The organism is Leptolyngbya sp. CCNP1308 (genome assembly GCF_034932455.1).
Classification (GTDB): Bacteria; Cyanobacteriota; Cyanobacteriia; order Phormidesmidales; family Phormidesmidaceae; genus Nodosilinea.
Map to the genome: position 1 here is coordinate 1 of NZ_JAYGIH010000085.1, position 24385 is coordinate 24385.

The window sequence follows — 24385 nt, forward strand, 5'->3', positions numbered from 1 at the left end:
GAAGCTAGAGAATCACATCGGGGCAATCTGGATGTTCATCCATGACTACAATCGCCGAGTCAGAGAGAAGCTGTCAGAAAGGGAAGCCCCTTTACTTTCCTCTGTCCTTTACTAAAATGCACTACCCGATTCCGACCATTGCTGCTAAGATATTGCCCACAAACGTGCGTTTACCTTCTAGTAAATAGCGCACGCGCTCTGGTTCTAAGAAGCTTTGAAAGGTGCCAACTATAAAGCTGATAACGATCAGCAGTGTCAAGACCTTTGGTACGTCATAAAGAAAGAAGTGTAAGCTTGACCCCAAATGTGACGAGACCGACAAGCCAAAGAGTTGTGTAACAATTTGGGTTGCCAACCAATCAAAAGGATAAAACGGATCAAACATGGCCATACCTCTTTACCGCTGCAGTAGAGGCTGAATCTGCTCTGTACTAATGACTTGACCCTTGCTAACGATTTTGCCGTTGATAGCTATTGCAGGTGTAGATATTACTCCACGCATAGCAATTTCCATTGGGTCAGTAATATGCGAGACCTCTGCGGCAAGGTTAAGATTGTTCACGGCTTCCTTGGCATTTGCCTCTAGCCTTTTGCATTTTTTACAGCCTGAACCCAAGATTTCAATTTTGATTGTGTCCATAGTGAGGCCCTTCCCTCGATTCTTCAAGTGACTTGGAGATTATCTGAGCTCGGCGACGAGGTATATCACCCGTCCGAAAATCGCTGCCAGAGATGATTTGGTGCGTCTATTTGCTCAATATTTTCCTGACGTAGGAGGTGCAACATACTGCCACGAATTAGCATTCCCAGTCGTAGCCGCTCCTGTAGAAAGGAAGATCGGTGGGCAATAGAGTCCCTAGTAATAACGTTCTGTCTACCTCCAGCATCGTTGTGGGGCGATACATAACAATACACATGGTCAATTAGCTTTTGCCTTAACTCAGGCATTGAAAACACTGCTTGATAGGGATGCTCAGGGTAATGATTTAAGACATCCTCGATTTCTTGCATGACGACTATCGATGTGAGGTTAATCAAGCTGTGATCCACGTTTACCTCTTCCCTCAGAGTATTCGAAACCAAAAACGGTCACACCATCAACCCTCCGTAGGTCTGAAAACCCTTTTCTATCTAGCATTATGGCGGCCTGATGTTGTAGTTCAGGTTGGATTCGTTGCTTGAAACCTGGCCACTGTAACGGTATTGCTTGCCCGTTATATAACGGTGCCAAATAGAGCGCCAACCACCGCTGTGAGAGCACCTGTACCCACAGGATGTCCGTCAAAAGCCTAGACAGACTGCTAGATCCGGCGCGCCTCGCTAGGTATATTCTGGAGTCGATCACAGGGAATTCTATCTGACAAAATTGCCCCTGCAATCGCGCCCGTGTGAATCTCCAAGGTATCTTGGAGACTCGCCTCAAAACAGATTGCTCCTCGCGGTACAATCGTGCGTTCAAAGAAGAAATGGGGCTGGTTGACCACACGGACAATTTGAAACTGCTCGGTGGGATTGCTGTAGCGACAGCGAACTTTGAAGATAGCGCCTAGCGACATCGTGATATTTCCTTTGGGCGATCCGATATGGGTTCCAAGCCCAGGCGATTGAGGAGTGAGGGGCAGGTGAAGAGCGTAAGGCTAGAACCTAGATCCACCCGAATCCTTGTTGCCCTCGTGGCGTTAATCATCGTTTCGCCCACTTAGGCAGAACAACCTGTCTCCTCAGTCAGGTGTAATCCATGCAGTGTGAGTAGGGGCTACTCCTAAGCACTGGAGCATTAGGGAATGAACACTCCACCATAATCTTGAGGTTGAGCATCAGCGAGTGATGACTATCGTCATCGCGTTCTGCGATTCGGGCTACCGAACGTTTGAGGACTTTTACAAGCAAAAATTCCTGGCAGGCAGGCAGGCAGGAATTTTTGCTAATTTGGTGAGCTACGGACGGTTTGTCGAGCTCATGCCGTTGAGCGTTATGGCCTTAGTAAGCTTTCTGAGCACGCGCTGTTTGGACGGGGTTACCTTCCAAATAGAGCCTTGCCGGGCTCTCAGCTTTGGCTGCTGTTCCGGCTTGATAATTTTGAAGCAAATTGTCCGTATTAAGCATCGTATCGTGCCTTGCATAGACTACTCACCTTCATCCTGGCACGTCTTTTTAGTTAGTGTCTGCTCAAATTTAGATCTCATCCTTTTGATTGATTAAAATCTCACGTTTTATATCGTAATTCATCAACTCATTCTAGAAATCAAACACAGCTTTGACATAATCACAGAGATATTGATTGTCGAGGTTAGTTGCGATAAAGTTTAGCGAACCTAGTGCAATCGAATAGGAGTCGATTAAAGAGAAGATGGCAACGCAATATAAAGTAATCAGCGATTGGTTATGTTTGACGACTAGACAAAAAGCCAGAAAAATTGAGAGTCACCTTAATCGTCTCTCGGCAGAAGGATGGGAGTTTGTCACCCTTGATACCGTGATGTTTTTTGGGAATGATGTTGGATTTTACCTAGTCCTCAAGAGATCATTCTCAGAAAATCCTAATCAACAGGGTTAAGAGTATAGCTTGTGAAATATAAGATTGTATTGCTAGGATTATCGCTCTTCCTATACGGCGTAGCCCTCGCATTACCTTGTCTTTTGTTTAATGTGGTTCCCATAGACTCTGTTGGTGGTAGCCCCTCTGACCCTAATGACGTTTATGCTATGAAAGGGATTGCACTGACTTTCTTTGGCATTATTGGATTGCTTTTTCTGCAAATTCCAGCAATAGGTTGGCTTGCTAATCCAATCTATTGGTTGTGCTGTATCACTTTTATGATGAACCGTTATCGGTTCTCGGTCATAGCTGGGATAGCTGCCATTCTCACTGGTTTTGGCGGAACATTTTCAGCATTTTGGTTCAACTTGCCCGCTGATAGTGGTGGCGTTTCTGAACTTGCCCTAAACTAATTGCTATTGGGGTTCTGGTTATGGCTAGCCGCGCCTGGTTTAATAGCCTTAGCTTCTATCATCGGTCTATTGAAACAGCCAGCCCGATTAAGCATTAGAAGCGATTGAGAGGGGAGCGATAAATAAGAGCTATGAAAACTAAACAGCTTTCCCTCGATGCCCTGTGGGAGTTAGCCATATCTCAAGAGCGCGTATTCAGTCCAGATGACTTTGTTCATCTGCCCGATGCAGCTAGACGGTATCTGGAACATGCGATGGCAGAGCCTCTCCTGCGGAGAATCGCCCCTGGAACAGCGATCGCCTCAGCAGTGCGCCTAAAAATGCATGGCGAAATCAAATTAAAGAATTGGATTCCCTTCACCGCAGAGCAAGTCGTCTGCTGGGATCACGGCTTTATTTGGAGTGCCACCGCCTGGATGAACCGCTTACCGATCGTGGGATCAGATCGGATCATTGATGGCGTCGGGGCAATGCAGTGGAAGCTACTGGGGCTATTCCCGGTGATGACCGGAACTGGTGTTGATATTACCCGATCAGCGGCGGGGCGCTTCCACACCGAGTTAATACTATTGCCATCGGCGCTTTATCGGGGTGATGTGACCTGGAGTAGCACAGAGGCATCGCATCTCCATGCCAGTTTTATGGCCCAAGGTGAACAGGCAGAACTCGACTTAACTATTGATCAAACAGGTCGACTCAAAGCTGTGAAGATGCCGCGCTGGGGCAATCCAGAGGGTGGTGAACACCACTATGTGGATTTTGGGGCGATCATAGAAGAAGAAGGCACATTCTGCGGCTACACAATTCCAACCCGTCTGCGAGTCGGGTGGTATTTCGGCACTGAGCGATTTGAGTCAGAAGGCGAGTTCTTCCGAGCCACTATTGATGAGGCCATCTATCGGTAATCGTTAGTAGTTTTAGAAAGCAAGATCGGAGGAAATCGATGCTGATTAAAAAGATGCAATACCGAGGCCTAAAGTGACGATCCTCATTCTGGCTCAGATTCTGTTTCCTCTTATCTTGATTGGGTGGTTGGCTTTTATACCGCCCCGCAATCTGCTGGGTATTGGAATTCAGTCTCTGATGACCGCGATCGCCCTGGTTATGATCGCCCGTATGGGTATCTGGGTCTTCCCACCCTGGTGGACGCCCTATCTCTATGGGGTGCTATTTATGCTGGCGTTAGGGCTAGGCTTCCCAAGGCATCAGCCGAAGCACCGCATGCCATTAAGCTGGCCGGGGTGGTTAATGATTGTGGGCTTCGTGGCCTTTGGCGTGTATGCAGGCAATGAGGCAGCGCACAGTTGGACGGGGCAGTTTCCTGCAGCTGCAACCGCTGTCGATCTCACCTTTCCGCTGCGAGGTGACAATTTTCTGATCGTCAATGGCGGTAGCGATATTCGCATCAACGCTCATCTGAAAACCTTAGACGAGTCAGTACCGCGTTTTCGAGCCTATCGGGGCCAAAGTTACGGCACCGATATCATTCAGGTTAATCGGTGGGGGTTGCGATCGCGCGGCATCGTTCCTAAGCAGCCTGCGGCGTACTTTATCTACGGCGCGCCAGTGTTTGCTCCCTGTGCAGGTCAGGTGGTGCAAGCGATCGATGGCTTCCCAGATATGACTATTCCAGAGATTGACCTAGTCAACCGGGCTGGAAACCATGTGATTCTGCGCTGCGGCGCGTCCGATGTCATCCTGGCCCATTTTCGTCCCCAGAGTCTGTTGGTGCAATCGGGCATGACCGTTGCCGTCGGGGACGCCATTGCCGAGGTTGGCAATTCTGGGGCCAGCGGCGAACCCCACCTTCATATTCATGCCCAGCGACCGGGCTCTTTAGCCATGCCCTTGTCGGGCGACCCATTGCCGGTGCGTTTCAATGGCCGCTTTCTAATTCGCAGTGATCGTATGACCACGCCCCCCTCCAGAGACTGAACCATGACTCATGCACAATCCGCGCAATTGAAGGAACTAGTGCGCTATGGCATCCTTGCCCCCTCCAGCCACAACACTCAATGTTGGCCGTTTCATCTGGAGGAGCAGGCGATCTCCATTCTGCCGGATCTATCGCGGCGGTGTCCGGTGGTCGATCCTGATGGCCACCATCTGTATGTATCGCTAGGATGCGCCGCCGAGAACATCCTTCAGGCCGCCAAAGCCCAAGGGCTGTCTGGGCAAGTGACCTTTGATGACATGAGCAACGGGGCTGTGCGCATTTCATTTACTCCTTGCGAGGTCGAGGCAACCCCGTTGTTTGAGGCGATCGCCCAGCGGCAGTGCAGCCGCACAGAGTACGACGGCCAACCTCTGACCCCAGAGGAGTTAGCACTGCTGACGGCGGCGGGGACGGGAGCAGGCGTGCGGGTGGTGATGCTGACTCAGCCAGATCTGATGAAAACGGTGCTGGACTACGTGGTGAAGGGCAATACAGCCCAGATCAACAACCCCGCCTTTGTAAAAGAACTCAAATCATGGATTCGCTTCAACAATAGCGAGGCTGAGCAAAAGGGGGATGGCTTGTCTGTTAGCACCTCTGGCAATCCCTCCCTCCCCCGCTGGCTGGGGAACCTGATCTTTCCGCTGATCTTTAAAGCCCAGCCAGAAAATGAGAAATACGCCCGCCAAATTCGCAGTTCGGCGGGCATTGCCGTGTTTGTCTCCGAGCATGACGACAGGGCTCACTGGATAGAAGTAGGCCGCTGCTACGAACGCTTTGCCCTCCAATCAACGGCTCTGGGTATTCGTAACGCCCTGTTGAACCAGCCCGTGGAGGAAGCCGGTTTACGGCCTAATTTTGCGAAAGTTTTGGGGCTAGAAACTGGCAGACCCGACCTAGTGGTGCGGTTTGGCCGGGGGCCAAAGATGCCTGGGTCGCTCAGGCGATCGCCTGAGGCTGTGCTGGTTTGAGCGTATTCCATCCCGTTACTTGGGCTCTATATCTTGGCGCTTGTTGCATTTCTCTTTTTATTGGTTGGCCCTGCGATCGCCGCAATCGCATTTTTCCGACGGCTTTCGATCCGTTGGCACTTGTTTTTGTTGAGCCTTTGCGTCGTCTATGGAATTTCTCCGTTTCTCCTGACTTGGGGCGCACTCGGTTTGGCTAAACGCTTCGGTTGCTCGGCAGAGGCTGTCCGCTTTAGCTGTCCTTCCCCAGTTTGGCTGGGAGACGTTATTTCTGGGCTAGCAATGGCGCACTGGCTGTCAATTTTGGCCTTTCCATCGGCGATTTTAGGCGCGATCGGGCTGCTTATTTCTGGGATTTTACAGTATAAGCGCTCCCGAACCACAGGCGGCACTTCAGGAGAAACCCCCGCTGTTTTTTACCGGAGTCGCCGCCAAAAAATAATTGCAGGCGTCTGTTCAGCCCTCGCTCAGCGTTGGCATCAGTCCCTTGCAGTGATCCGGATTGTCACGGTTGTTTTAGCGATCGTCATCCCTGGATTTATTTTTCTGTACTTGTGGTGTTGGTTGGCATTTCCAATCGAGCCGCGATCGCAACAGCAACAATCCTATGTCCAAAGAGGGTAGTTAAAAATGAGGAAATACCCCGTTGCTTGGTTCTATATCTTGGCTTTTGGGATCTCATGGGTTGGCCTGATTCCAGGAGTCCTCGGTTCGCGGGGGATTACCCCATTTGATAGTCCCTTAATCCAGTTGATTGGCATCCTATTTTCCGTTGGCCCTGCCCTGGCGGCTGTGATTGTGTTCCAGATGATGCGGGGTAAAACAGGTGTTCAGAATCTACTCAAGGGTTTGCTTAAATGGCGGGTTGGTCTAGTTTGGTATCTCGTCGCGGTGCTGGGGCCTATTGCTATTTTGGTTGCGGGACAAGTCCTGACAAAATTAATGGACTTGACCGGAGCATCCGCAGCAGTTCCCAGTCATCCATTTCTCTTTGTTACTGCCGTTTTAACGGTGATTCTCTCCAACACGAGTGAAGAAATTGGGTGGCGGGGGTTTGCGCTCCCACATTTGCAGAAACGACATAATGCCCTGTCCGCCACCCTGATTGTGGGACTTTTGTGGAGTTTATGGCACTTGCCGCTGGTCTTTTTGACGGGCAACCCGATGGCTCAGTCACCTTTAGTTTGGTTTATTAGCATTGTTGCAAGTTCTTTTGTTTACACCTGGCTTTACAACAGCACCCAAGGCAGCCTTTTGCTAGTGGCACTTTTCCATAGTGCGCTGAACATCTTTGGAGCATTGATACCTGGGGTATCGCCTATCGCCTATGCTCTCGTGAATTGTGTGGTGGCGATCATCCTGATTTTAGTGTTTGGGAAAGCAAATCTCTCGCACCGAAAATGGGTTTATGTGGACTAATCATGGATCTAATGACACATCACAGTAAAGCTGGCTTTTATTCGCGCCTGTTGGCATTCTTTGCCTTGGCGTTTGCTTGGTCATGGGCCTTCTGGCTGCTGGCTTCGGTTGTCAAACCTGGGTTGCCCACCGTCGGGATAATGCTGTTCATCGCGGGGAGTTTTGGCCCCAGTATCGCGGCGATCGCAGTGGTGAGGTACTCCGGTGGACAGGACGGGCTGAATTGTTGGCTCAGGCGATCGCTGCAATGGCGGGTTGGTTGGCGTTGGCTGGCGCTCTCGTTTTTCTTGCCTTTGGCGGTTATGGGACTGGCCGCCGCTGGGCACATCGCCTTAGCTGTCTCATCTATTGTTGTCACAGTGGGCCCCGTCCCCCGCATCCGGGCATGTGCTCCTAGCCGTGATGAACTTTGGGGTGCTGCTGCTGTTTGGCGGTCCGCTGGGTGAGGAATTTGGCTGGCGGGGCTATGCATTGCCTGTTTTGCAAGAGCGCTACAGCTGGCGCGTGGCTAGCCTTATTTTGGGCATAGTGTGGGGCGCGTGGCACTTGCCACTGTTTTATATGGCCGACACGGCGCAAAGTCACATTCCAGTTGGGCTATTTATGGTGAGCACGGTGGCTCTGTCGGTGCTATTTGCATGGCTATTCAACCATACCGGAGGAAGTGTGCTGCCCGCTCTCGTGCTGCATACTGCGGTCAACGCTGGGGGGTGGGTCATACCAGTCATGGTGATGCCAGATGGGAGTAATCTAAGGCCCTATGGGCTAGCAGTGGGGCTGCTTGTGGCGATCGCCCTCGGTCTATTGTGCGATGAGGAACCCCGCCTGCCCATGCAATTGCCGCAGTCAAAGTCGGGTTCAGTATGATGTGAACTCGATTTTGTGTTTGAGAAGGAGATTTTGTAAGGACGATCACCCGTAATTTCAGTCTAACAATCTGCTTGCACACCGACCGACTCTGTCAACACAGGCACGATATTGCGCCACTCATACCAGATTTGAGCAGAGCCATGTAGTAGCAATACAAGATCGCCTATGACCCCGATCATATAGTGCAATCGAATACCATTTACTTAAATCTTATGGTGAGTAAAACTTTTCTCAAGCTTCTTAGGTGTAAAAGTCATATGTTCATCCTGATTTCTAACAACATTTGCGCAGTTGTAAAATTTTCAGGAACGTCCTGATGTAAATCAGAGTCGATATTAGGGATGATCCGGTATGTTTACCTGCCCGACAATTTCCTGACGTAGAAGGTGTAGCATACTGCCACGAATCAGCATTCCCAGCCGCAGCCGCTCCTGCAAAAATGAAGAACGATGGGTACTTGGGTTGCTAGAAGCAACTGCCCGGCTCTCTTCGACATCGTGATGGGGCGAAATATGACAATGCACATGATCGATTAGCTTTTGTTTCAATTCAGGCATTGAAAAAGTCGATTGATAGGGATGTTCGGGATACTGGTCTAAAACATCCTCAATTTCTTTCATGACGACTGAAAATGTGAGATTAATCAAGTCGTAGGTCACGGTTGCTTCTTATTTAAAGCTGTTTAGAACCTAGCCAAGCCCATTTTTGTTAGGGTGCACCTTGGCTTACCCAACCTAATAAATCTCTATTTCTTGGAGCTGACAAGTCACCCGTTAACTTGTCATTTGTCATAAATAACAAACCAACAATTAACACTGTCAACACTCCGGACAGTTTTTAATCGCTAACGGTAGAATGCGGGTTTCAGGCCTCTTCTGCAGTAGCTTGGTCAACGAGAAATCAAAGGTTTCAGCGCTTGTCCAGAAAAGTGTCCGGACTGTTGCACTGTGACAGCCTCATGTTGCATTTCAGGTTGGATTTGTTGTTTCAGACTTGGGTTGGGTGACTCTGCCTGTTATGCAATTAGCCAATGTCTCGCCAGAGGGAATGTAACGTTTTGTCTTTTCGGGAATTGTACGTAAAGCCTAGCTGAGTATCAGCTTAAGCCGGAATAGATTGACCGTACCAAGGATTGAGCTGTTGTGGCGAAGTAGACTGTCAAGCATGGGTAACTCGGTAAAAGAGGATTGCAATCTATACATTTTTTCTCAATAACTTACTTGGTCGGATCTTAGGATTATTTCTGTATGTTTCCAACCAATAGCGCGATCGCACCCCAGCACGTGCAGCTAGCCAAATGCCCGACAGGTATTCAGGGGCTCGACGAGATCACTGATGGCGGGTTGCCCCAGGGTCGCCCTACGCTGGTGTGCGGCTCGGCGGGCTGCGGTAAGACGCTGCTGAGCATGGAGTTCTTAGTACGGGGTGCAACCCAGTATGGCGAACCGGGCGTATTTATTGCTTTTGAAGAAACAGCTGAGGATCTGGCTCAAAATGTGGCCTCTCTGGGGTGGGATCTCAATCAGCTGATCGCCGATAACCAGATTGCCATCGACTGTTTTTACATTGACCCTACCGAAATTCAAGAGGCCGGTGATTACGATCTAGAGGGCATTTTTATTCGCCTCGGCCTAGCCATTGATCGCATTGGGGCCAAGCGGGTTGTGCTCGACACCCTTGAGGTGCTGTTTGCCGGGCTATCAAATGTATCTATTGTGCGGGCCGAGCTGCGTCGTCTGTTTCAGTGGCTCAAAGCCAAAGGGGTGACGGCCATTATTACCGGCGAGCGGGGCGAAAACAGCCTCACCCGTCAGGGGCTCGAAGAGTATGTCTCTGACTGCGTGATTCGCCTTGACCAGCGCACTGATGACGAGCTCTCGACTCGACGGCTACAAATTGTCAAATATCGCGGCTCGCACCACGGCAGCAACGAGTATCCATTTTTGATTGATCAAGATGGCATTTCGGTGCTGCCGATTACCTCGGTGGGGCTCAACCATGGGGTGTCTAACGATCGCGTTCCCACCGGCATTGCCCACCTCGATACCATGCTGGAAGGGAAAGGGTACTTTCGCGGCAGCAGTGTCTTGATTACCGGCATGGCGGGCACTGGCAAGAGTACCATTGCCGCGCATTTTGCCGCCGCCACCGGCCAGCGGGGCGAGCGCTGCCTCTACATCGCCTTTGAGGAAGCGCCCCAGCAAATTTTGCGCAATATGCGATCGGTGGGGCTAGATCTAGACCCCTATATCCAGCAGGGATTGCTGCAAATTCAGGCGCTGCGACCTACCACCCACAGCCTAGAGCAGCATCTGGTGCAGATTCATCACTGGCTCAGAACCTGGCACCCCACCACCGTAGTGATTGACCCCATTAGCAATCTGATTTCGACCGGCAGCCCGTTGCAGACAAAATCGTTCTTTATGCGGCTGATTGACTATCTCAAGGCAGAGCAAATTACCGTATTGATGACCAATCTCATCGCCGCCGACACGACGAGGGAGTATAGCGAGATCGAGATCGGCACCTCATCGCTGATGGATACCTGGCTGGAGGTGCGCTCCGTTGAGCACAATGGAGAGCGCAATCGGCTACTACAGGTGCTCAAGTCTCGCGGTATGAGCCACTCTAACCAGGTGCGCGAGTTTCGTCTCACCAGCCAGGGCGTTGACCTGGTCAGCGTCTATTTGGGCCAGGGGCAGATCTTGATGGGCACGGCGCGGGCGATGCAGGAGGCCGAAGACGACAAGGCGCAGGTCGAGCGGCAGCAGCAGGTGGCCGCGCAGCGGCGACAGCTCGAGCAACAGCGCCAAGCCACCCAGGTTCAGCTAGCTACGCTCCAGATCCAGCTGGACACAGAAACCGCCGAGTTTGCCCGCCTTTTAGAAGAAGAGCGCCTCTACAAAGCTGGGGAGCTGCACGATCAAGCGACGATTGCCCAACTACGTCAGGCCGACTAGCCTGCCCCGTTGTCAGCCTCTGCTCAACCTACGGAAACCATGAGAGCCTCCACTATGACCCAAGCTAACCAACCGAACCAGGAGGAATCTGAATTCTGGCAGCTGCGCCTGTATGTCGCCGGACAAACCCCAAAATCGGTGACGGCCTTTGCCAATCTAAAGCGGCTGTGTGAGGAACATATGCCGGATCAGTACCGGATTGAAATTGTTGATCTCTTGCAGCATCCAGAGCTGGCTCAGCAAGACCAAATCTTTGCGATTCCGACCCTGGTGCGGCGGCTGCCTCGCCCAATTCGGCAAATTATTGGCGACTTATCTAATCATGAGAAGGTGATTGTGGGGCTTGACATTAGGTCAGTAGAAAACAAAAAAACTGTGTAACTGTTCCTAGAACGATGTTGGCTGAGCGAAGTTGTTCCCGAAGCGTATCTCTAAGAGAGAAAGCCAACACCCGCCAAGAGGTTCCCGACCACGACTCCGTTGCTCCTTTGGAGCCGCCCACGCGAACAGTAATGGTTACGAAACATTGCTAGTAGTGACCATTAAACGTGAATATTATGATGCATGACTTGCCCCAAGACTCCATAAATGAATCGCACCCAGAGCAGGCCGTTTCGCCAGAAGAGAGCGACGCCCTAACGGCTAGTTTTGAACAGGCGATCGCCCATGATGATCGACAACACTACCGCCTGCGGTTGTTTGTGGCTGGGGCCACCCCGCGCTCAATTCAGGCTCTAGAGCGGCTGAAGCGACTGTGTGAGACCCACTTGCAGGGGCGCTATGAGCTAGAGGTAATTGATGTCTACCAGTCTCCGTCAGCGCTGGGAGTAGATAATGTTGTGGCTATTCCCACGCTGGTTAAGCAGTTGCCCCTGCCCCTGCGGCGCATTGTGGGCGATCTGTCTGATACCGAAAAAGTCTTGAGGGGTCTAGACCTTGTACCTACAGAGTAACGATACAGGGTGCTGCTCAATCTGCTCATCTCCAATTAAATATGTTCTGTGAGTTGACCTGTGGACAATACTGAAGATATTCATAAAACTAAATTGGAGCTGTTGGCAGAGATTCAAGCCCTGCGCGATCGCCTAGCGACCAGCGAAGAAACTCTGCACGCCATTCAGGGAGGCGAGGTGGATGCGTTCGTGGTTTCGACCTCAGATGGGCCGCGCATTTTTACCCTGCAAACTGCGGATCAATCCTATCGGCTGCTGGTCGAAGAAATGCAGCAGGGCGCAGCCATTCTTTCTGCTGAAGGGTTGATCTTATACGGCAATCAAAGCCTAGCCAACTTGTTACAGCGGCCCCTAGAGAAACTGATCGGCGCTTATTTTCGGCAATTTTTGTCGCTGCAAGACAGCCTGCTGTTTCAATCGCGAACGGGAGCAATGGCCCACAAAGAAAGCAATACCCTGGAGCTGTTTTTGATTTCCTCCAGTGCCGTTGAAATTCCTGTCTACATTACGATCAGCTCGCTCAACGCAGATGAAACCGTGATGACCTGCGTGGTCATTACCGACCTAACCCAGCAAAAACGCCACGAAGAGACCTTAGCGGCGGAGCGGCTAGCCCGGCTCATGCTGGAACAGGCGGGTGAAGCTATTCTCGTCTGCGATGCCGATGGCATGATTATTCGGGCGAGTCAGGTAGCCTGTGAACTCTGGGGGTCAAAGTTGCTGGGGCAACCCTTTGATGACCTAGGTCTTGCGCCTATGGCGACCCGAGACACTGTTGCCAATCCTCTAGGGTTTACCCCGGCTGAGATCAGTGCTGAGGCTCAAGTGCCCTTTGCGATCGCCTCTATTTTAGGGGGAGAGAGCATTCAGGGTCTTGAGGTAGAGCTTGAAGACCAGCGGGGGCAGCGGTTAAATCTTATTCTCAGCGCTCGTCCGCTGGCAGATGCCGACAGCCAAAATCTAGGGGCCGTGGTGCTGCTGACCGACATTACCCCTCGCAAACGCGTTGAAATCCAGCGGTTGCAGGCCGTGATTGACCTGAGTCGGGCCAAGGCCCAGCTCGAACAGCGGGTGGCCGAGCGCACCACTGAGCTACGCCAGCTCAACGATGATTTGCAGCAAAGTGAATCGACCCTGCGCAGCTTTTTTGACAGTGCCCCTATGCCTATGGGCATTGTCGAACTCCGCCATAGCGATATGTTGCATCTGTCTGACAATGGGGCCTCCGCCGAGTTTTTTGGCACTACTCCCCAGGCTATGCAAAATCGGTTTTCTAGCGACCTGGGGATACCCCTGTCCACCCTTGAGCGCTGGATTGCCTACTACCGCGAGGCCGAGCTCACCCAGGCCCCGGTACGGTTTGAATACTGCGAGGATAATAGCCCTGACCGGGGGCGCTGGTTGGCTGGCAGTGTATGCGCCATTGCGGGTAGCCCTGGTGGGCCACCGCGCTTTTCGTACATTCTCGAAGACATTACTGACCGCAAGTGGGCCGAGGAGACCCTGTCCCGCCGTGAAGAACAGCTGCGGCTCGCCCTCGACTTTACCCACATTGGCACCTGGGACTGGGATGTTCGGCAAAACACCGTGATCTGGAATGACAACCACTTTAAGCTGCTGGGCCTAGACCCTACCACCACCGCCGACCCCTACCAAAGCTGGCGCAACGCCATTCACCCCGCCGATTTAGATAGCGTGGAGCAGGCTCTGCAAGATGCTCTACACCAGCACGCCGACTATGAAAAAGAATATCGGGTGATTTACCCCGACGGTACTCTGCACTGGCTCGTGGGCCAAGGGCGCGGCGTGTATGACGACACCCGAGAGCCTACGCGCATGCTAGGAGTGGTTATTGACATTAGCGATCGCAAACAGGCCGAGCAAATTCAAGAATTTCAGGCGGTGATTACCCGCAATATGGCCGAGGGTATTTGCGTGGTTAGGGTCGACAACGGCATCATTGCCTACGCCAACCGCAAGTTTGAGAAAATGTTTGGCTACGACCCCGGCGAGCTAGACGGGCGGCATGTGTCGATCGTCAATTATGCCACTGAGGCGGTGAGTGCTGAAGCCGTTAACCAGACCATTCACCGGGCGGTTTTAGACAACCAGGAGGCCACCTACGAAGTTCACAACATTAGGAAAAACGGCACGCCATTTTGGTGTAATGCCACCACCTCGATCTTTGAGCATCCTGAGTACGGCAGTGTGATGGTGGCGGTGCAACAAGACATTACTGATCGCAAAGAGTCTGAAGCTAAACTTCATGCCTCTCTAAAAGAAAAAGAGCTGCTGCTCAAAGAGATTTATCACCGCGTCAAAAATAATCTCCAGGTGATCTACAGCCTGCTCAATCTCCAGTCTCGCAAAGTGTCTGACCCTGTGGCCCTATCGGTGCTGCGAGACAGCCAAAGCCGGGTCAGGGCCATGGCCCTGGTGCACGAAAAACTCTACAAATCCCAAGACTTAGCCCGCATCGATTTGGCCGACTATATCCACAGCTTGGCCTACAGCCTGCTTGAAACCTATCGCGCAGGCAGCCAGCACATTGCCCTACGATTTGAGGTTGAACCCTATAGTTTAAATATTGAAACCGCCCTGCCTTGTGGCCTTATTCTCACCGAGCTGATGTCAAATTCGCTTAAATACGCCTTTCCTGACGATAGGTTTGGCGAAATTGCCATCATCTCGTCGGTAGGCCCCGACCACCAAATTTCTCTGCGGGTGCAAGATGATGGGGTGGGCCTACCCGACAACTTTGATCTACAACAGATGTCCTCCTTAGGCTTGAGCCTGGTGCAAAATCTGTCTGAACAGATCGAGGGAACAGTTGTCGTTTCTCCCCAAGCTGTTGGCTCTGCTTTTCAAATTACCTTTCCTGCATAGGCTCCCATGGAGAAAAAGACCATTCTGGTCGTAGAAGATGAAGTTGTAATCGCCATGGATCTCCGGGCGACCCTAATCGACTTGGGCCATCATGTTCCTGCGATCGTCACCTCCGGCGAGGCCGCTATTCAAAAAGCCCTAGAGCTGCACCCCGATCTAATTTTGATGGATATTCACCTCCGCAAGGTATTAGACGGCATTGACGCCGCTACTGAAATCAATAAATCTCTAGATATTCCAATTATTTATTTGACCGCCTACGCCGATGAAGAAACGCTTAAACGGGCTAGTCTTACCACCCCCTTTGGCTACATTCTCAAACCCTTTGAGGCTCGAGAGATAAACGCCAATATCGAAATTGCCATCTATAAACACCAGCTCGACAAAACCATTAAAGAAAATCGCCGCTGGCTGCTCGCCGTGCTCAACAGCATCAGCGAAGGCGTCGTCGCCAGCGATACCGACGGTCTGATTAAGTTTATGAACCCGGTGGCCGAAGCGTTGACCGGCTGGTCGCAAACCGAGGCCATGGGGCGATCGCCCGCCGAGGTGTTTCACTTTGTCGATCAGGTCACCCGTAAGCTGCTCGACAATCCGCTGGTAAAATCCCTACAGGACGATAGCGCCTTCACCCTACCCGAGGGCGCACTGTTGCGGGCTAAAACAGGCAACGAAACCCCCGTCACCGACGGTGCTGCCCCCATCTATGACGACCAGGGTCGAGCCGAGGGTGCGGTTATGGTCGTCCACGACAGCACCGCACAACACCGCATGGAAGCTCAACTAGCGCACAACGCCCTGCACGATGCGCTGACTCAGCTGCCCAACCGTATCCTGTTTTTAGACCGCCTGCAGCAGGCGGTTGAGCGAAGCCAGCGATCGCCTGAGGTTGGCTTTGTAGTCATGCTGATCGATCTCGATCGCTTTAAAACCATCAACGATACCCTGGGGCACTTGTCCGGCGATCAGCTCCTGATCGAAGTGGCCCCTCGCTTGCAGACCTACCTGCGGGCCATGGATACCGTGGCCCGCTTTGGCGGCGACGAATTTGCCGTACTGCTAGAAGAGGTGACCGATGTCGCTGTGGCCTGCCGCACCGCCGAGCGCATTTTAGAAGAACTCAAAAAACCCTTCATCATTAACAATCACGAGCTGGTGGTCACGGCTAGCATTGGCATTGTGATGAGTTCAACGCCCTACGATGAGCCCGCTGATCTACTCCGCAATGCCGATATCGCCATGTACCGAGTCAAAGCTCGAGGGCGGGGCGACTACGAGCTGTTTGATATGGTCATGCACAGCCAGGCCCGAGAGCTGATGGAGCGCGAGCATGCCCTGCGCTATGCCATTACCCATGACGAACTTCAGGTGCATTACCAGCCCATTGTCTCGTTGGCCACCCACGAGGTTACTAGCCTCGAAGCCCTAGTGCGCTGGCAAAAGCCCAGCGGAGAGATGGTGTATCCTGACCAATTCATTCACCTCGCCGAAGAGATGGGCGTCATCACGACCATCGACCAATGGGTGTTGCGCCAAGCCTGCCTCCAGCTAAAAAGCTGGCAACAGCTAGAGCTTGGGGCTTGGGTCTGGGCGGATGGCCGGTTGGCTAGTCAGGGTAAGGGCACTCGCTCACCCCTGACAATGTCTATCAACGTCAACCTTTCGAGCAAACACTTTGCCCAAAAAAATCTGGTTGATACCGTTGCCAGTATTCTGCAAGACACGGGGTTGAGCGGCCATTACTTAAAGTTAGAAGTCACCGAAAGCGTATTTATTGATAACCCCAAAGAAACCGCTGTCATCCTCAATCAACTCAAGCAGCTCAACGTTCAGATTTGTCTCGATGATTTTGGCACCGGCTATTCGTCGTTCAGCTGTCTGCATCAGTTCCCAATCGACCTCGTTAAGATCGATCGTTCCTTTGTACAAGACATCGATACCAGCCCCCAACGGCTAGAAATTGTGCGCGCCATCATCAGCCTTTGCCATACCCTGGGCATGGCGGTGACCGCCGAGGGTATTGAAACCTCTCAGCAGCAAGATATTCTGCGTGATTTGGGCTGTGAGTATGGCCAGGGCTACCTGTTTGCTAAGCCCACCGATAGCCCTACCATTACTTGCGGGCTGGCTAGCGCTAGCTCTAAGGTTTAGATCTCATCCTTTTGATTAACTAAAATCTCACGTTTTATATTGTATTTCATCAACTCATTCAAGAAATCAAACACAGCTTTGGCATGGCTTAGGAGAATATTAGCTATCGAGGTTAGTTGCAGTAGATTCTGAGAATTTTACGCTGGCTGCACTGGCTAATGGGGTTGTTTTAACAGCTTCTATCTAGAGATAGATAGATTTCTTCTAGAACCAATTAAGCTGACAGCAATAGAAAGACTTTATAAAGTTGTGAGTGCTGTGGCTTTTCCTCGGAACTACTTAGGGGTTGAACAGCCCGCCATTGGTCAATTGATTCGAGAGCTTCGGCAAACCTCGAAGCTGACCCAGGAGAAGTTTGCGGCTCAACTTGGAGTTTCCTTTCCCACCATCAATCGTTGGGAAAACGGACATGCCACCCCTTTTCCCTTAGCACTCAGACAAATTGAAATCGTGCTGAGCCAGTTAGCGGAGTTACCTGATGGAGCGTTATGGGAACGCAGTCAGGCAATTCAAGGAAAATATCTGCCCTCAAGGAAGCTAAAAGCATGAGGTCAGAGCAACACCAGGAGATGCCCGACAATCTCTTTGGAGGCGGTGGTGAGCTGGAAACACTCCTGCGCTCGCACGACTGGTCCCAAACGCCCCTGGGGGCGGTCGAAACCTGGTCAGAGAGGTTGAAAACGGCAGTACAAAGTCGATTAACTGAACTTAACCAAGCTCAAAGACCCAACGAGGTACAGCAAGCATCGGTACCGTCGCAAAATTGCACCCAAACAGCCACCCTCAGTGATCGCAAGCAGACTGAAGCCGTGCTGCAAGAAAGTGAAGAACTAAAGCGATGCATTTTAGAGAGCAGTAAAGACTGCATCAAAGTTTTAACGTTAGAGGGACGGCTCCTTCACCTAAGTACAGGCGGCTTACATCTCCTAGAAATCGACGATCCTACCTCTGTTCTGAATGCCCAATGGCTTGATTTCTGGCAAGGTGAAGATTACCAACGTGCAAAGACAGCGCTTGCAGCAGCTAAAGCAGGCCATATTGGTCAATTTCAAGGCTACGCCCCCACAGCAAAGGGCAACCTGAAGTGGTGGGATGTGATCGTCACTCCCATCCGAGATGCATCGGGAAGGGTTGCACAACTGTTATCAATCTCACGTGACATCACAAAGCAAAAGCAAGCTGCCTTGGAACGAGAGCAGCTGCTAAAACGAGAACAAGCGGCACGAGAAGACGCAGAACGCGCCAACCATATTAAAGACGAGTTTCTCGCGGTGCTGTCCCATGAGTTGCGGTCGCCCCTGAATCCGATTTTGGGCTGGATACGACTGCTGCGAAATGGCAAACTCGATTCTGCTCATCAAATTAATGCTTTAGACACGATCGAGCGTAATGCCAAACTACAAGCGCAACTGATCGAAGACCTGCTCGACATTTCCCGCATCATGCAGGGCAAGCTGACCTTAATAGCGACTCCAGTTAGTTTGGCATTTGTCATTGCTGCTGCCGTTCAAACCGTGCGGTTAGCGGCAGATGCGAAAAATGTTCAAATTACGCTTGATCTTGACCCAGACGTTACTCCGGTCTCTGGCGATGCTGCCCGGCTGCAACAAATCGTGTGGAACCTGCTCGCCAATGCCGTCAAGTTCACAGACAATGGCGGACAGGTGACGGTCCAACTGAGGCGAGTTGCTGCCGAAGGCAACTTGGGCCGTGCGATGGCCCAAATTCGAGTCATCGATACGGGACAGGGAATTAATCCGCAATTTCTGCCCCATGTGTTTGAGCATTTTCGGCAAGAAGACGGCTCAACGACGCGCCAATTTGGTGGTTTGGGATTGGGCTTAGCCATCGTGCGGCAAATTGTGGAATTGCACGGCGGCACGGTCAAAGCAGAAAGTAGAGGCGAGCATCAAGGTGCAACCTTTAGCGTGCAGCTACCGGCCCTGCAGCAGGCAACGCCAATCCGCTCTGAACAAAACCAGCTTCAATCTGGTGCAGAGACACGTTTAGGCAAGGTGCAAATCTTGCTCGTCGAGGACGATACCGATACTCGTGAGGTTCAGTCTTTTCTGCTAGAGCAACACGGGGCAACTGTAACCGCCGTAGCTTCCGGTGTAGAAGCGCTGCAAGCCTTGGAGCAGTTGATTCCAGATGTCATTGTCAGTGATATTGGCATGGCAGAAATGAATGGCTATAAGCTGATGCAGCAGATTCGCTCGCGTCCATCTGATCAAGGTGGTACGGTTCCTGCGATCGCGCTCACGGCTTATGCCGCAGAAATCGACCAAAAGAGAGCTATCCAAGCAGGCTTTCAAACACATTTGACAAAACCGTTGGAGTCAGAACGATTTGTCAGCGAGATTATAACCCTGCTCAAGCCAAACCGAGTCTAAAAATTGTGCCTTGCCACTTCGGCTAGCTCTACTAGCTCGATTTCCTCCACTAACGCCGCCGCTAACCCCAAGTGATCCAGCTTCTCAATCTTCAACGCGCGTTCCCAATGCTGGCCCACACTCTATAGCGTCTGCTCTGACAACATAAGTATCCAAAAGGTAGAAAACCTTGCTGTAGGTCAATCTAGTCACCCCCCTTAATCATTCCTAAAGAGGCATTAAGCTGATATCTTTTTGACTACCTCCAGCGGTATCATGCCTCTATTCCTAAGATGCTCCCAACAGAGAAATTGATGCGACTAGCAGACTTCATTCTCGGGAACATCGAGCCCATTCTCGCGGAATGGGAAATATTTGGGCGCAGCCTCGAGCCCGGGACGAAGATGACCAGGCTTGCCCTGCGTGATGACGCCGAGGCAATACTGCGGGCAACCGCGCGGGATATGCAGGTCGACCAAAGCCCCGCGCAGCAGGCAAGCAAGTCTAAAGGCCACGGCGGCACTGATAGCGAGGAGAGCGACCGGCTCGACTACGCCTCGGTACTGCATGGCGCGGCACGCGTGGGCTCAGGCTTTGACATCACAGAGGTCGTCGCGGAGTACCGCGCCCTGCGAGCGAGCGTGCTCCGCCTGTGGCGCGCGAGCCGCCCGCCGATCGACATCAACGCCATTGACGACATCACCCGCTTCAACGAGTCGATCGATCAATCCATTGCTGAGGCCGTCGGCAGTTACACCAATCGCGTCGAGCAGTCGCGCCGCATGTTCCTGGCCATCCTCGGCCATGACCTACGCAACCCGCTCAACTCCATCAGTATGGCTGCACAACTGCTCTCGCGCACCACAGACAAACACCTGGACTCTCCCCGAGCGCTGTCGGTGATCGAGACAAACACAGAGATGATCACACGGTTGATCCGCGACCTGATTGACTTTGCATCGACAGGGCCGGGCAGCACAATGCCGTTGACGCGCAGTCCGGTTGATCTGGAAAAACTCTGTCACCAAGTCTTCGAGGAATTCTGTGTTGCCTACCCGCAGCGCACGCTGCGCTTTCAAGCCGACGGCGACCTCACGGGCGACTGCGATGCGGCCCGCCTCCGCCAGGTCGTTTCTAACCTGATGGGCAACGCCCTTCAGCACGGGTCGACCGAGGGGCCAATCGAGCTATCGGTTGCTTCAGACGGCGCAACCGTGGTCTTGAGCGTGCGTAACGAAGGGCCGCCAATCCCGCCAGAGATGCTGGCCACGATCTTCGATCCGCTCACGCGCTACACCATGCCAGACTCGACAGCACAGCGGGTTCCGGGCAGCGTTGGGCTGGGGGTGTACATTGTGCGCGAGATCGTCGTCGCCCATGGGGGCACGGTAGAAGTCGCCTCGACAGCGGAGGAGGGCACAACGTTCACCGTCCGCCTGCCGCGATCGCACCCGGTTGAGGGCGATCGTCAGTAAGCCTAGGGTGCTGCTGCATCGAATGGGTCAAATTCACGCTTTTCAACCAGCGCTCCTGGTGTTGCACTAACAATTCATAACAGCGGCGGGCGGCGGCAGCTTGATCTCCTCCTAGCAAGATCAGCCACCTACTTGTCCACAGCAGCACCGCAATGCCTGACCGTTACCTGAATAATCAGTGTGTTATCTCTAGGCTGAGAAGGATCTAGGCTCTTAGCTACTTCCATCGCAGGCACTGTAGACCACCACCTGGTTGCGTCCCCTGCTCTTAGCTTGGTAGAGCGCGACATCAGCGGCTTTAACCACGTCAATGCCCTTGGCCCCGTGGTCAGGAAAGCTCGCCACCCCCAGCGAGGCCGACAGTCGTTCCAGCGTCATGCCGTTATAGCTCACCCGAAGCTGGCCGATGGCGTAGCAAATGGCTTCGGCCCGCGCCAAAGTAACGTCTGGGGGTGACTCAGGCAGTACTAGGGTCATCTCTTCACCGCCGTAGCGGCAGGCAATGTCAGACCCCCGCACGCTGTCGCGCAGCAGCTGGCCCACGGCTTCTAGGACGCGATCGCCCGCCTCGTGGCCATGGACATCGTTAACCCGCTTGAAGTGGTCGATATCGAGCATAATCACCCCAATCGGGTGGTGTTGGCGCTGGGCGCGCTCAATTTCCTGGGTCAGGGTTTCTTCGAGGTAGCGGCGGTTATACAACCCGGTGAGCGGGTCGCGAATGCTCTGATATTGCAGGGTTTCGCGCAGCTGCAGGTTGGCCAAGGCCAGCGCCACCTGCTCGGCTACGGCGCGGGCCAGCTGCTGGGTGGGCTGTTTTACCTCACTGGCACTGAGATAAAACAGCCCCAGGGTTTCGCCCTGGGCCAGTAGGGGCAGGCAAAGGGTGGTGCTGTCCACCGCCGCCTCAGCATGGTGGCAGCGCAGCCCCAGGCTGTTAGGGCCGACCTGGTGGGGTCGCCCCCGGCGTAAGGCCCAGCAGTCTGAGGGGCTAAAGGAGCTAAACACTGGCTGCGAGTTTAGCTCAGGCCCCCAGGTGGTAACAATTTCCATGCGATCGCGCGACGGGTTGAGCATGAAAATAGCGCCGCTGCTGCCGACAAATAGCGGAGCCACCAGAGTGCTTAACGCCTGGTAAGCTTCGTCTACCGTCAAACAGGCTTGCAAGAAGTCGCTCATTTCTCCTAAGCGCTGCATTTCATCATTGCGCTGCTTGAGTTCATCGACACGGCTTTCGAGCTGCTGATTGACGTCTTGAAGCACCTGCTTAGACTGTCTGAGAGCCGTGATATCGCGAAAGGTGACCGCAAAGCCGTCATCCAGCTTAACCGCAGCATTTTCAAACCAGGAGCTAATTTGTTTTTGGCTGTACTCAAACTGCTGCTGCATCGGTTCCCCGGTTTCAATCACCTGCACACCGAGGTCAAACAGGTCATTGGCTTGGTGGCCAGGCAATTCTTCTAGCAGCCGTTTACCGGTCAAATGCTCGACGGTGCGCCCCACCATGGCGCAGGCCGCAGGGTTGCTCAGCAGCCAGGCAAAATCGACAAGGGTGCCCCTGTCATCGCGTACCGCCCGAAAAGCCATAATGCCGTCTACGGCGCTGTTTAAGATACTGCTCAGCTGCGTCTCTGAGGTTTGCAGTGCCTGCTGCATGTCTACCGTAGCCGTGATATCGAGGTGGCTACCCACCATGCGCACCACCTGGCCCTCAGCATCTTTGAGATGAATCATGCGAGTGAAAATATGCACCGTAGACCCGTCTTTATGATGGTGGCGATACACGATGCTCAAACCGTCAATTTCGCCGCTGTTGTAGTTCTCCACCAGCTGCCACCCGGCCAGCCTGTCTTCCTCAAAGACAGTCGAATTCCACATCTCAATGGAGTTCTCCATTTCGTGGTCGGCGTGGCCCAGCATGGCTTTCCACTGGGGCGAAAAATAGATCTCATCAGTGATCAGGTTCCAGTCTGAGAATCCCTCTGAGGAGGCCTCCAGCACCAGCTCTAGCTGTTCCTTGGTCGTTTGCAGCTCTAGGGTCATCTCCCGGCTGTCGGTTACATCTCGGGCAGCAGCGTAGATCAGCCCATCCATCGGCACCGATGCTCGCCACTCTAACCAGCGGTAGCTGCCGTCTAGGCAGCGATAGCGGTTAGTGAACGAGATAATTCCTTGGTGGTTGACCAGGGCTGAAACCGCTTCGATGGTCGCGGCGACATCATCGAGATGCACAAGGCTAATGTACGGAGCATTTTCTAGCTCCGCCAGCCCGTAGCCCAGAGTCTTTTCCCAGGCGCTATTGAGGCGACGAAAATAGCCGTCGGTGTCGGCAATGCACAGCAGGTCTATTGACACCGAGAAGAATCGATCCAGTTCCTCAATTTTGGCTTCTAGCTCTAGCGCCATCTGCTTGCGTTGGGTGATATCGCGCACGATCACCAGGCACTCATCGTCATCGCAAGGCACCAGGCGCACCTCCTCGTAGGACAGCTGCCCTTCTTTGTCCAGCTGCTGTTCCCACACCTGCAACTCGCCCGTGGTCATAGCCTGCTCAATCTGCCGCAGCTGGTTGGCCAGCAGGTCGGGGGGCAATATCTCCGCCAGATGGTGCTCAACGGGTAAAAAGATGCTCGCGCCGCTCCGGCTGGGGGGCAAAAAGCTAGCGCAGGTGCCGTCGCGCCCAACCCGCATGAGCAGGTCAGGCATGGCCCTCAGAATCGCCTGGTTGGTCGCTTCGCTCTGGCGCAGAACAGCGTCCATCTGCTGCTGGTGCATCTCAGTCTGCTTGCGCTCGTGGATATCGTGGAAAGTGCCAATCATCCGCAGGGGCTGGCCGTCCTCGGTCCATTCAATTACCTTGCCGCGATCGAGAATACATCGGTAGCTGCCGTCCTTGCAGCACACCCGATGTTCGTTTTGATAAATTGGGGTCTCGCCCGTAAAGTGCCGCTCCAGATCGGCGTAGCAGCTGGCCCGGTCATCGGAGTGCACTCGCCTATCCCATTCCTCCAGATCAGTGCCGATCTCCTGGTCTTCGTAGCCCAGCATCGCCTTCCACTGGCGGGAGAAATACACCTGATTGGTTGGGACATTCCAGTCCCACAGACCGTCACCAGCCCCTTCTAGGGCAAACTGCCACCGAGCTTCACTATCGCTGAGGGCCGACTCCATCTGCCGCAGGTCGAGAGGGGGTTGCGATCGCTCAGCTTGCAGGGTTTGATTAGCCCGCTGCAGGGCCACTACCTGCTGCTGCAAACGGGCATTTTCTGCTTGTAGCTGTTGCACCAACCCCGTTACGTCATCCACGTTAGATCGAGCTCCACTGGATGTTCTGTATTCAGAGACCACAGGTGATTAAAGGCCCTACTAGCTCTATCTTGTGGCAACCGTCCCTTAGCAAACTTTTTAATTTAGTTAGAGAGAGTCTCATGCTAACGACCCAA

Annotated in this window: 21 protein-coding genes; 15 read left to right on the forward strand and 6 right to left on the reverse strand. The window is 52.9% G+C overall.

All coding sequences use genetic code 11. From position 1 onward, the window contains the following. Positions 1–121: 121 nt before the first annotated feature. The 3 genes from VB780_RS25060 to VB780_RS25070 form a co-directional block, all read right to left on the reverse strand. On the reverse strand, positions 122–385 hold the full coding sequence (locus VB780_RS25060; RefSeq protein WP_323353917.1) for a permease: 264 nt from the start codon (positions 383–385) through the stop codon (positions 122–124). Between the two features lie 12 nt (positions 386–397). Next, positions 398–640 carry a thioredoxin family protein gene (locus tag VB780_RS25065; RefSeq protein ID WP_323353918.1) on the reverse strand — a complete coding sequence of 81 codons (243 nt, stop codon included), beginning with the start codon at positions 638–640 and terminating at the stop codon, positions 398–400. A 661-nt stretch (positions 641–1301) separates the two neighbouring features. After that, a complete protein-coding gene (locus tag VB780_RS25070) occupies positions 1302–1556 on the reverse strand; it encodes a DUF1830 domain-containing protein (protein WP_323353919.1) in 255 nt (84 codons plus the stop codon). 1012 nt (positions 1557–2568) lie between these two features. On the opposite strand from VB780_RS25070, the gene VB780_RS25075 reads away from it, so the two are divergent. The 6 genes from VB780_RS25075 to VB780_RS25100 all read left to right on the forward strand — a co-directional run bounded on the left by VB780_RS25075 (position 2569) and on the right by VB780_RS25100 (position 7275). Next, positions 2569–2952 (forward strand): hypothetical protein, encoded by a 384-nt coding sequence (locus VB780_RS25075; protein ID WP_323353920.1) that lies wholly within the window; start codon positions 2569–2571, stop codon positions 2950–2952. 131 nt (positions 2953–3083) lie between these two features. Further along, a complete protein-coding gene (locus VB780_RS25080; protein ID WP_323353921.1) occupies positions 3084–3857 on the forward strand; it encodes a DUF6920 family protein in 774 nt (257 codons plus the stop codon). A gap of 73 nt (positions 3858–3930) precedes the next feature. Beyond that, a complete protein-coding gene (locus tag VB780_RS25085) occupies positions 3931–4887 on the forward strand; it encodes a M23 family metallopeptidase (protein ID WP_323353922.1) in 957 nt (318 codons plus the stop codon). Positions 4888–4890: 3 nt separating this feature from the next. Continuing rightward, the gene (locus VB780_RS25090) at positions 4891–5859 is read left to right on the forward strand and encodes an Acg family FMN-binding oxidoreductase (protein WP_323353923.1); all 969 of its coding nucleotides are present in this window, start codon (positions 4891–4893) and stop codon (positions 5857–5859) included. A gap of 33 nt (positions 5860–5892) precedes the next feature. Then, on the forward strand, positions 5893–6480 hold the full coding sequence (locus tag VB780_RS25095) for a PspC domain-containing protein (RefSeq protein WP_323353924.1): 588 nt from the start codon (positions 5893–5895) through the stop codon (positions 6478–6480). Positions 6481–6486: 6 nt separating this feature from the next. Further along, complete coding sequence (locus VB780_RS25100) at positions 6487–7275, forward strand: type II CAAX endopeptidase family protein (RefSeq protein WP_323353925.1); 789 nt, start codon at positions 6487–6489, stop codon at positions 7273–7275. A gap of 37 nt (positions 7276–7312) precedes the next feature. Here the strand turns inward: VB780_RS25100 and VB780_RS25105 are convergent, their stop codons facing one another. Beyond that, positions 7313–7633 carry a hypothetical protein gene (locus VB780_RS25105; RefSeq protein WP_323353926.1) on the reverse strand — a complete coding sequence of 107 codons (321 nt, stop codon included), beginning with the start codon at positions 7631–7633 and terminating at the stop codon, positions 7313–7315. Positions 7634–7662: 29 nt separating this feature from the next. Here VB780_RS25105 and VB780_RS25110 point away from each other — a divergent pair, with 29 nt between their 5' ends. Then, positions 7663–8142, forward strand: coding sequence for a CPBP family intramembrane glutamic endopeptidase (locus VB780_RS25110; protein WP_323353927.1), 480 nt, complete (start codon positions 7663–7665; stop codon positions 8140–8142). 338 nt (positions 8143–8480) lie between these two features. Here the strand turns inward: VB780_RS25110 and VB780_RS25115 are convergent, their stop codons facing one another. Next, positions 8481–8804, reverse strand: a complete 324-nt coding sequence (locus tag VB780_RS25115; protein WP_323353928.1) for a hypothetical protein — start codon at positions 8802–8804, stop codon at positions 8481–8483. Positions 8805–9392: 588 nt separating this feature from the next. On the opposite strand from VB780_RS25115, the gene kaiC reads away from it, so the two are divergent. The 8 genes from kaiC to VB780_RS25155 all read left to right on the forward strand — a co-directional run bounded on the left by kaiC (position 9393) and on the right by VB780_RS25155 (position 20942). Beyond that, positions 9393–11105 (forward strand): circadian clock protein KaiC, encoded by a 1713-nt coding sequence (gene kaiC / locus VB780_RS25120; protein ID WP_323353929.1) that lies wholly within the window; start codon positions 9393–9395, stop codon positions 11103–11105. A 54-nt stretch (positions 11106–11159) separates the two neighbouring features. Continuing rightward, complete coding sequence (locus tag VB780_RS25125; protein WP_323353930.1) at positions 11160–11486, forward strand: circadian clock KaiB family protein; 327 nt, start codon at positions 11160–11162, stop codon at positions 11484–11486. A gap of 176 nt (positions 11487–11662) precedes the next feature. Next, positions 11663–12058, forward strand: coding sequence for a circadian clock KaiB family protein (locus VB780_RS25130; RefSeq protein WP_323353931.1), 396 nt, complete (start codon positions 11663–11665; stop codon positions 12056–12058). Positions 12059–12118: 60 nt separating this feature from the next. Then, positions 12119–14944, forward strand: coding sequence for a PAS domain S-box protein (locus VB780_RS25135; protein WP_323353932.1), 2826 nt, complete (start codon positions 12119–12121; stop codon positions 14942–14944). A 6-nt stretch (positions 14945–14950) separates the two neighbouring features. Next, a complete protein-coding gene (locus VB780_RS25140; RefSeq protein ID WP_323353933.1) occupies positions 14951–17095 on the forward strand; it encodes a putative bifunctional diguanylate cyclase/phosphodiesterase in 2145 nt (714 codons plus the stop codon). A gap of 258 nt (positions 17096–17353) precedes the next feature. Beyond that, a complete protein-coding gene (locus VB780_RS25145; RefSeq protein ID WP_323353934.1) occupies positions 17354–17644 on the forward strand; it encodes a helix-turn-helix transcriptional regulator in 291 nt (96 codons plus the stop codon). Further along, the gene (locus VB780_RS25150; protein ID WP_323353935.1) at positions 17584–19488 is read left to right on the forward strand and encodes an ATP-binding protein; all 1905 of its coding nucleotides are present in this window, start codon (positions 17584–17586) and stop codon (positions 19486–19488) included. The genes VB780_RS25145 and VB780_RS25150 overlap by 61 nt, the downstream gene beginning before the upstream one ends. 293 nt (positions 19489–19781) lie before the next feature. Then, positions 19782–20942: a sensor histidine kinase gene (locus VB780_RS25155; protein ID WP_323353936.1), complete on the forward strand. Its 1161-nt coding sequence runs from the start codon at positions 19782–19784 to the stop codon at positions 20940–20942. A 213-nt stretch (positions 20943–21155) separates the two neighbouring features. On the opposite strand, the gene VB780_RS25160 is transcribed toward VB780_RS25155, so the two are convergent. Beyond that, positions 21156–24248, reverse strand: a complete 3093-nt coding sequence (locus VB780_RS25160) for a diguanylate cyclase (RefSeq protein ID WP_323353937.1) — start codon at positions 24246–24248, stop codon at positions 21156–21158. Positions 24249–24385: the final 137 nt, after the last annotated feature.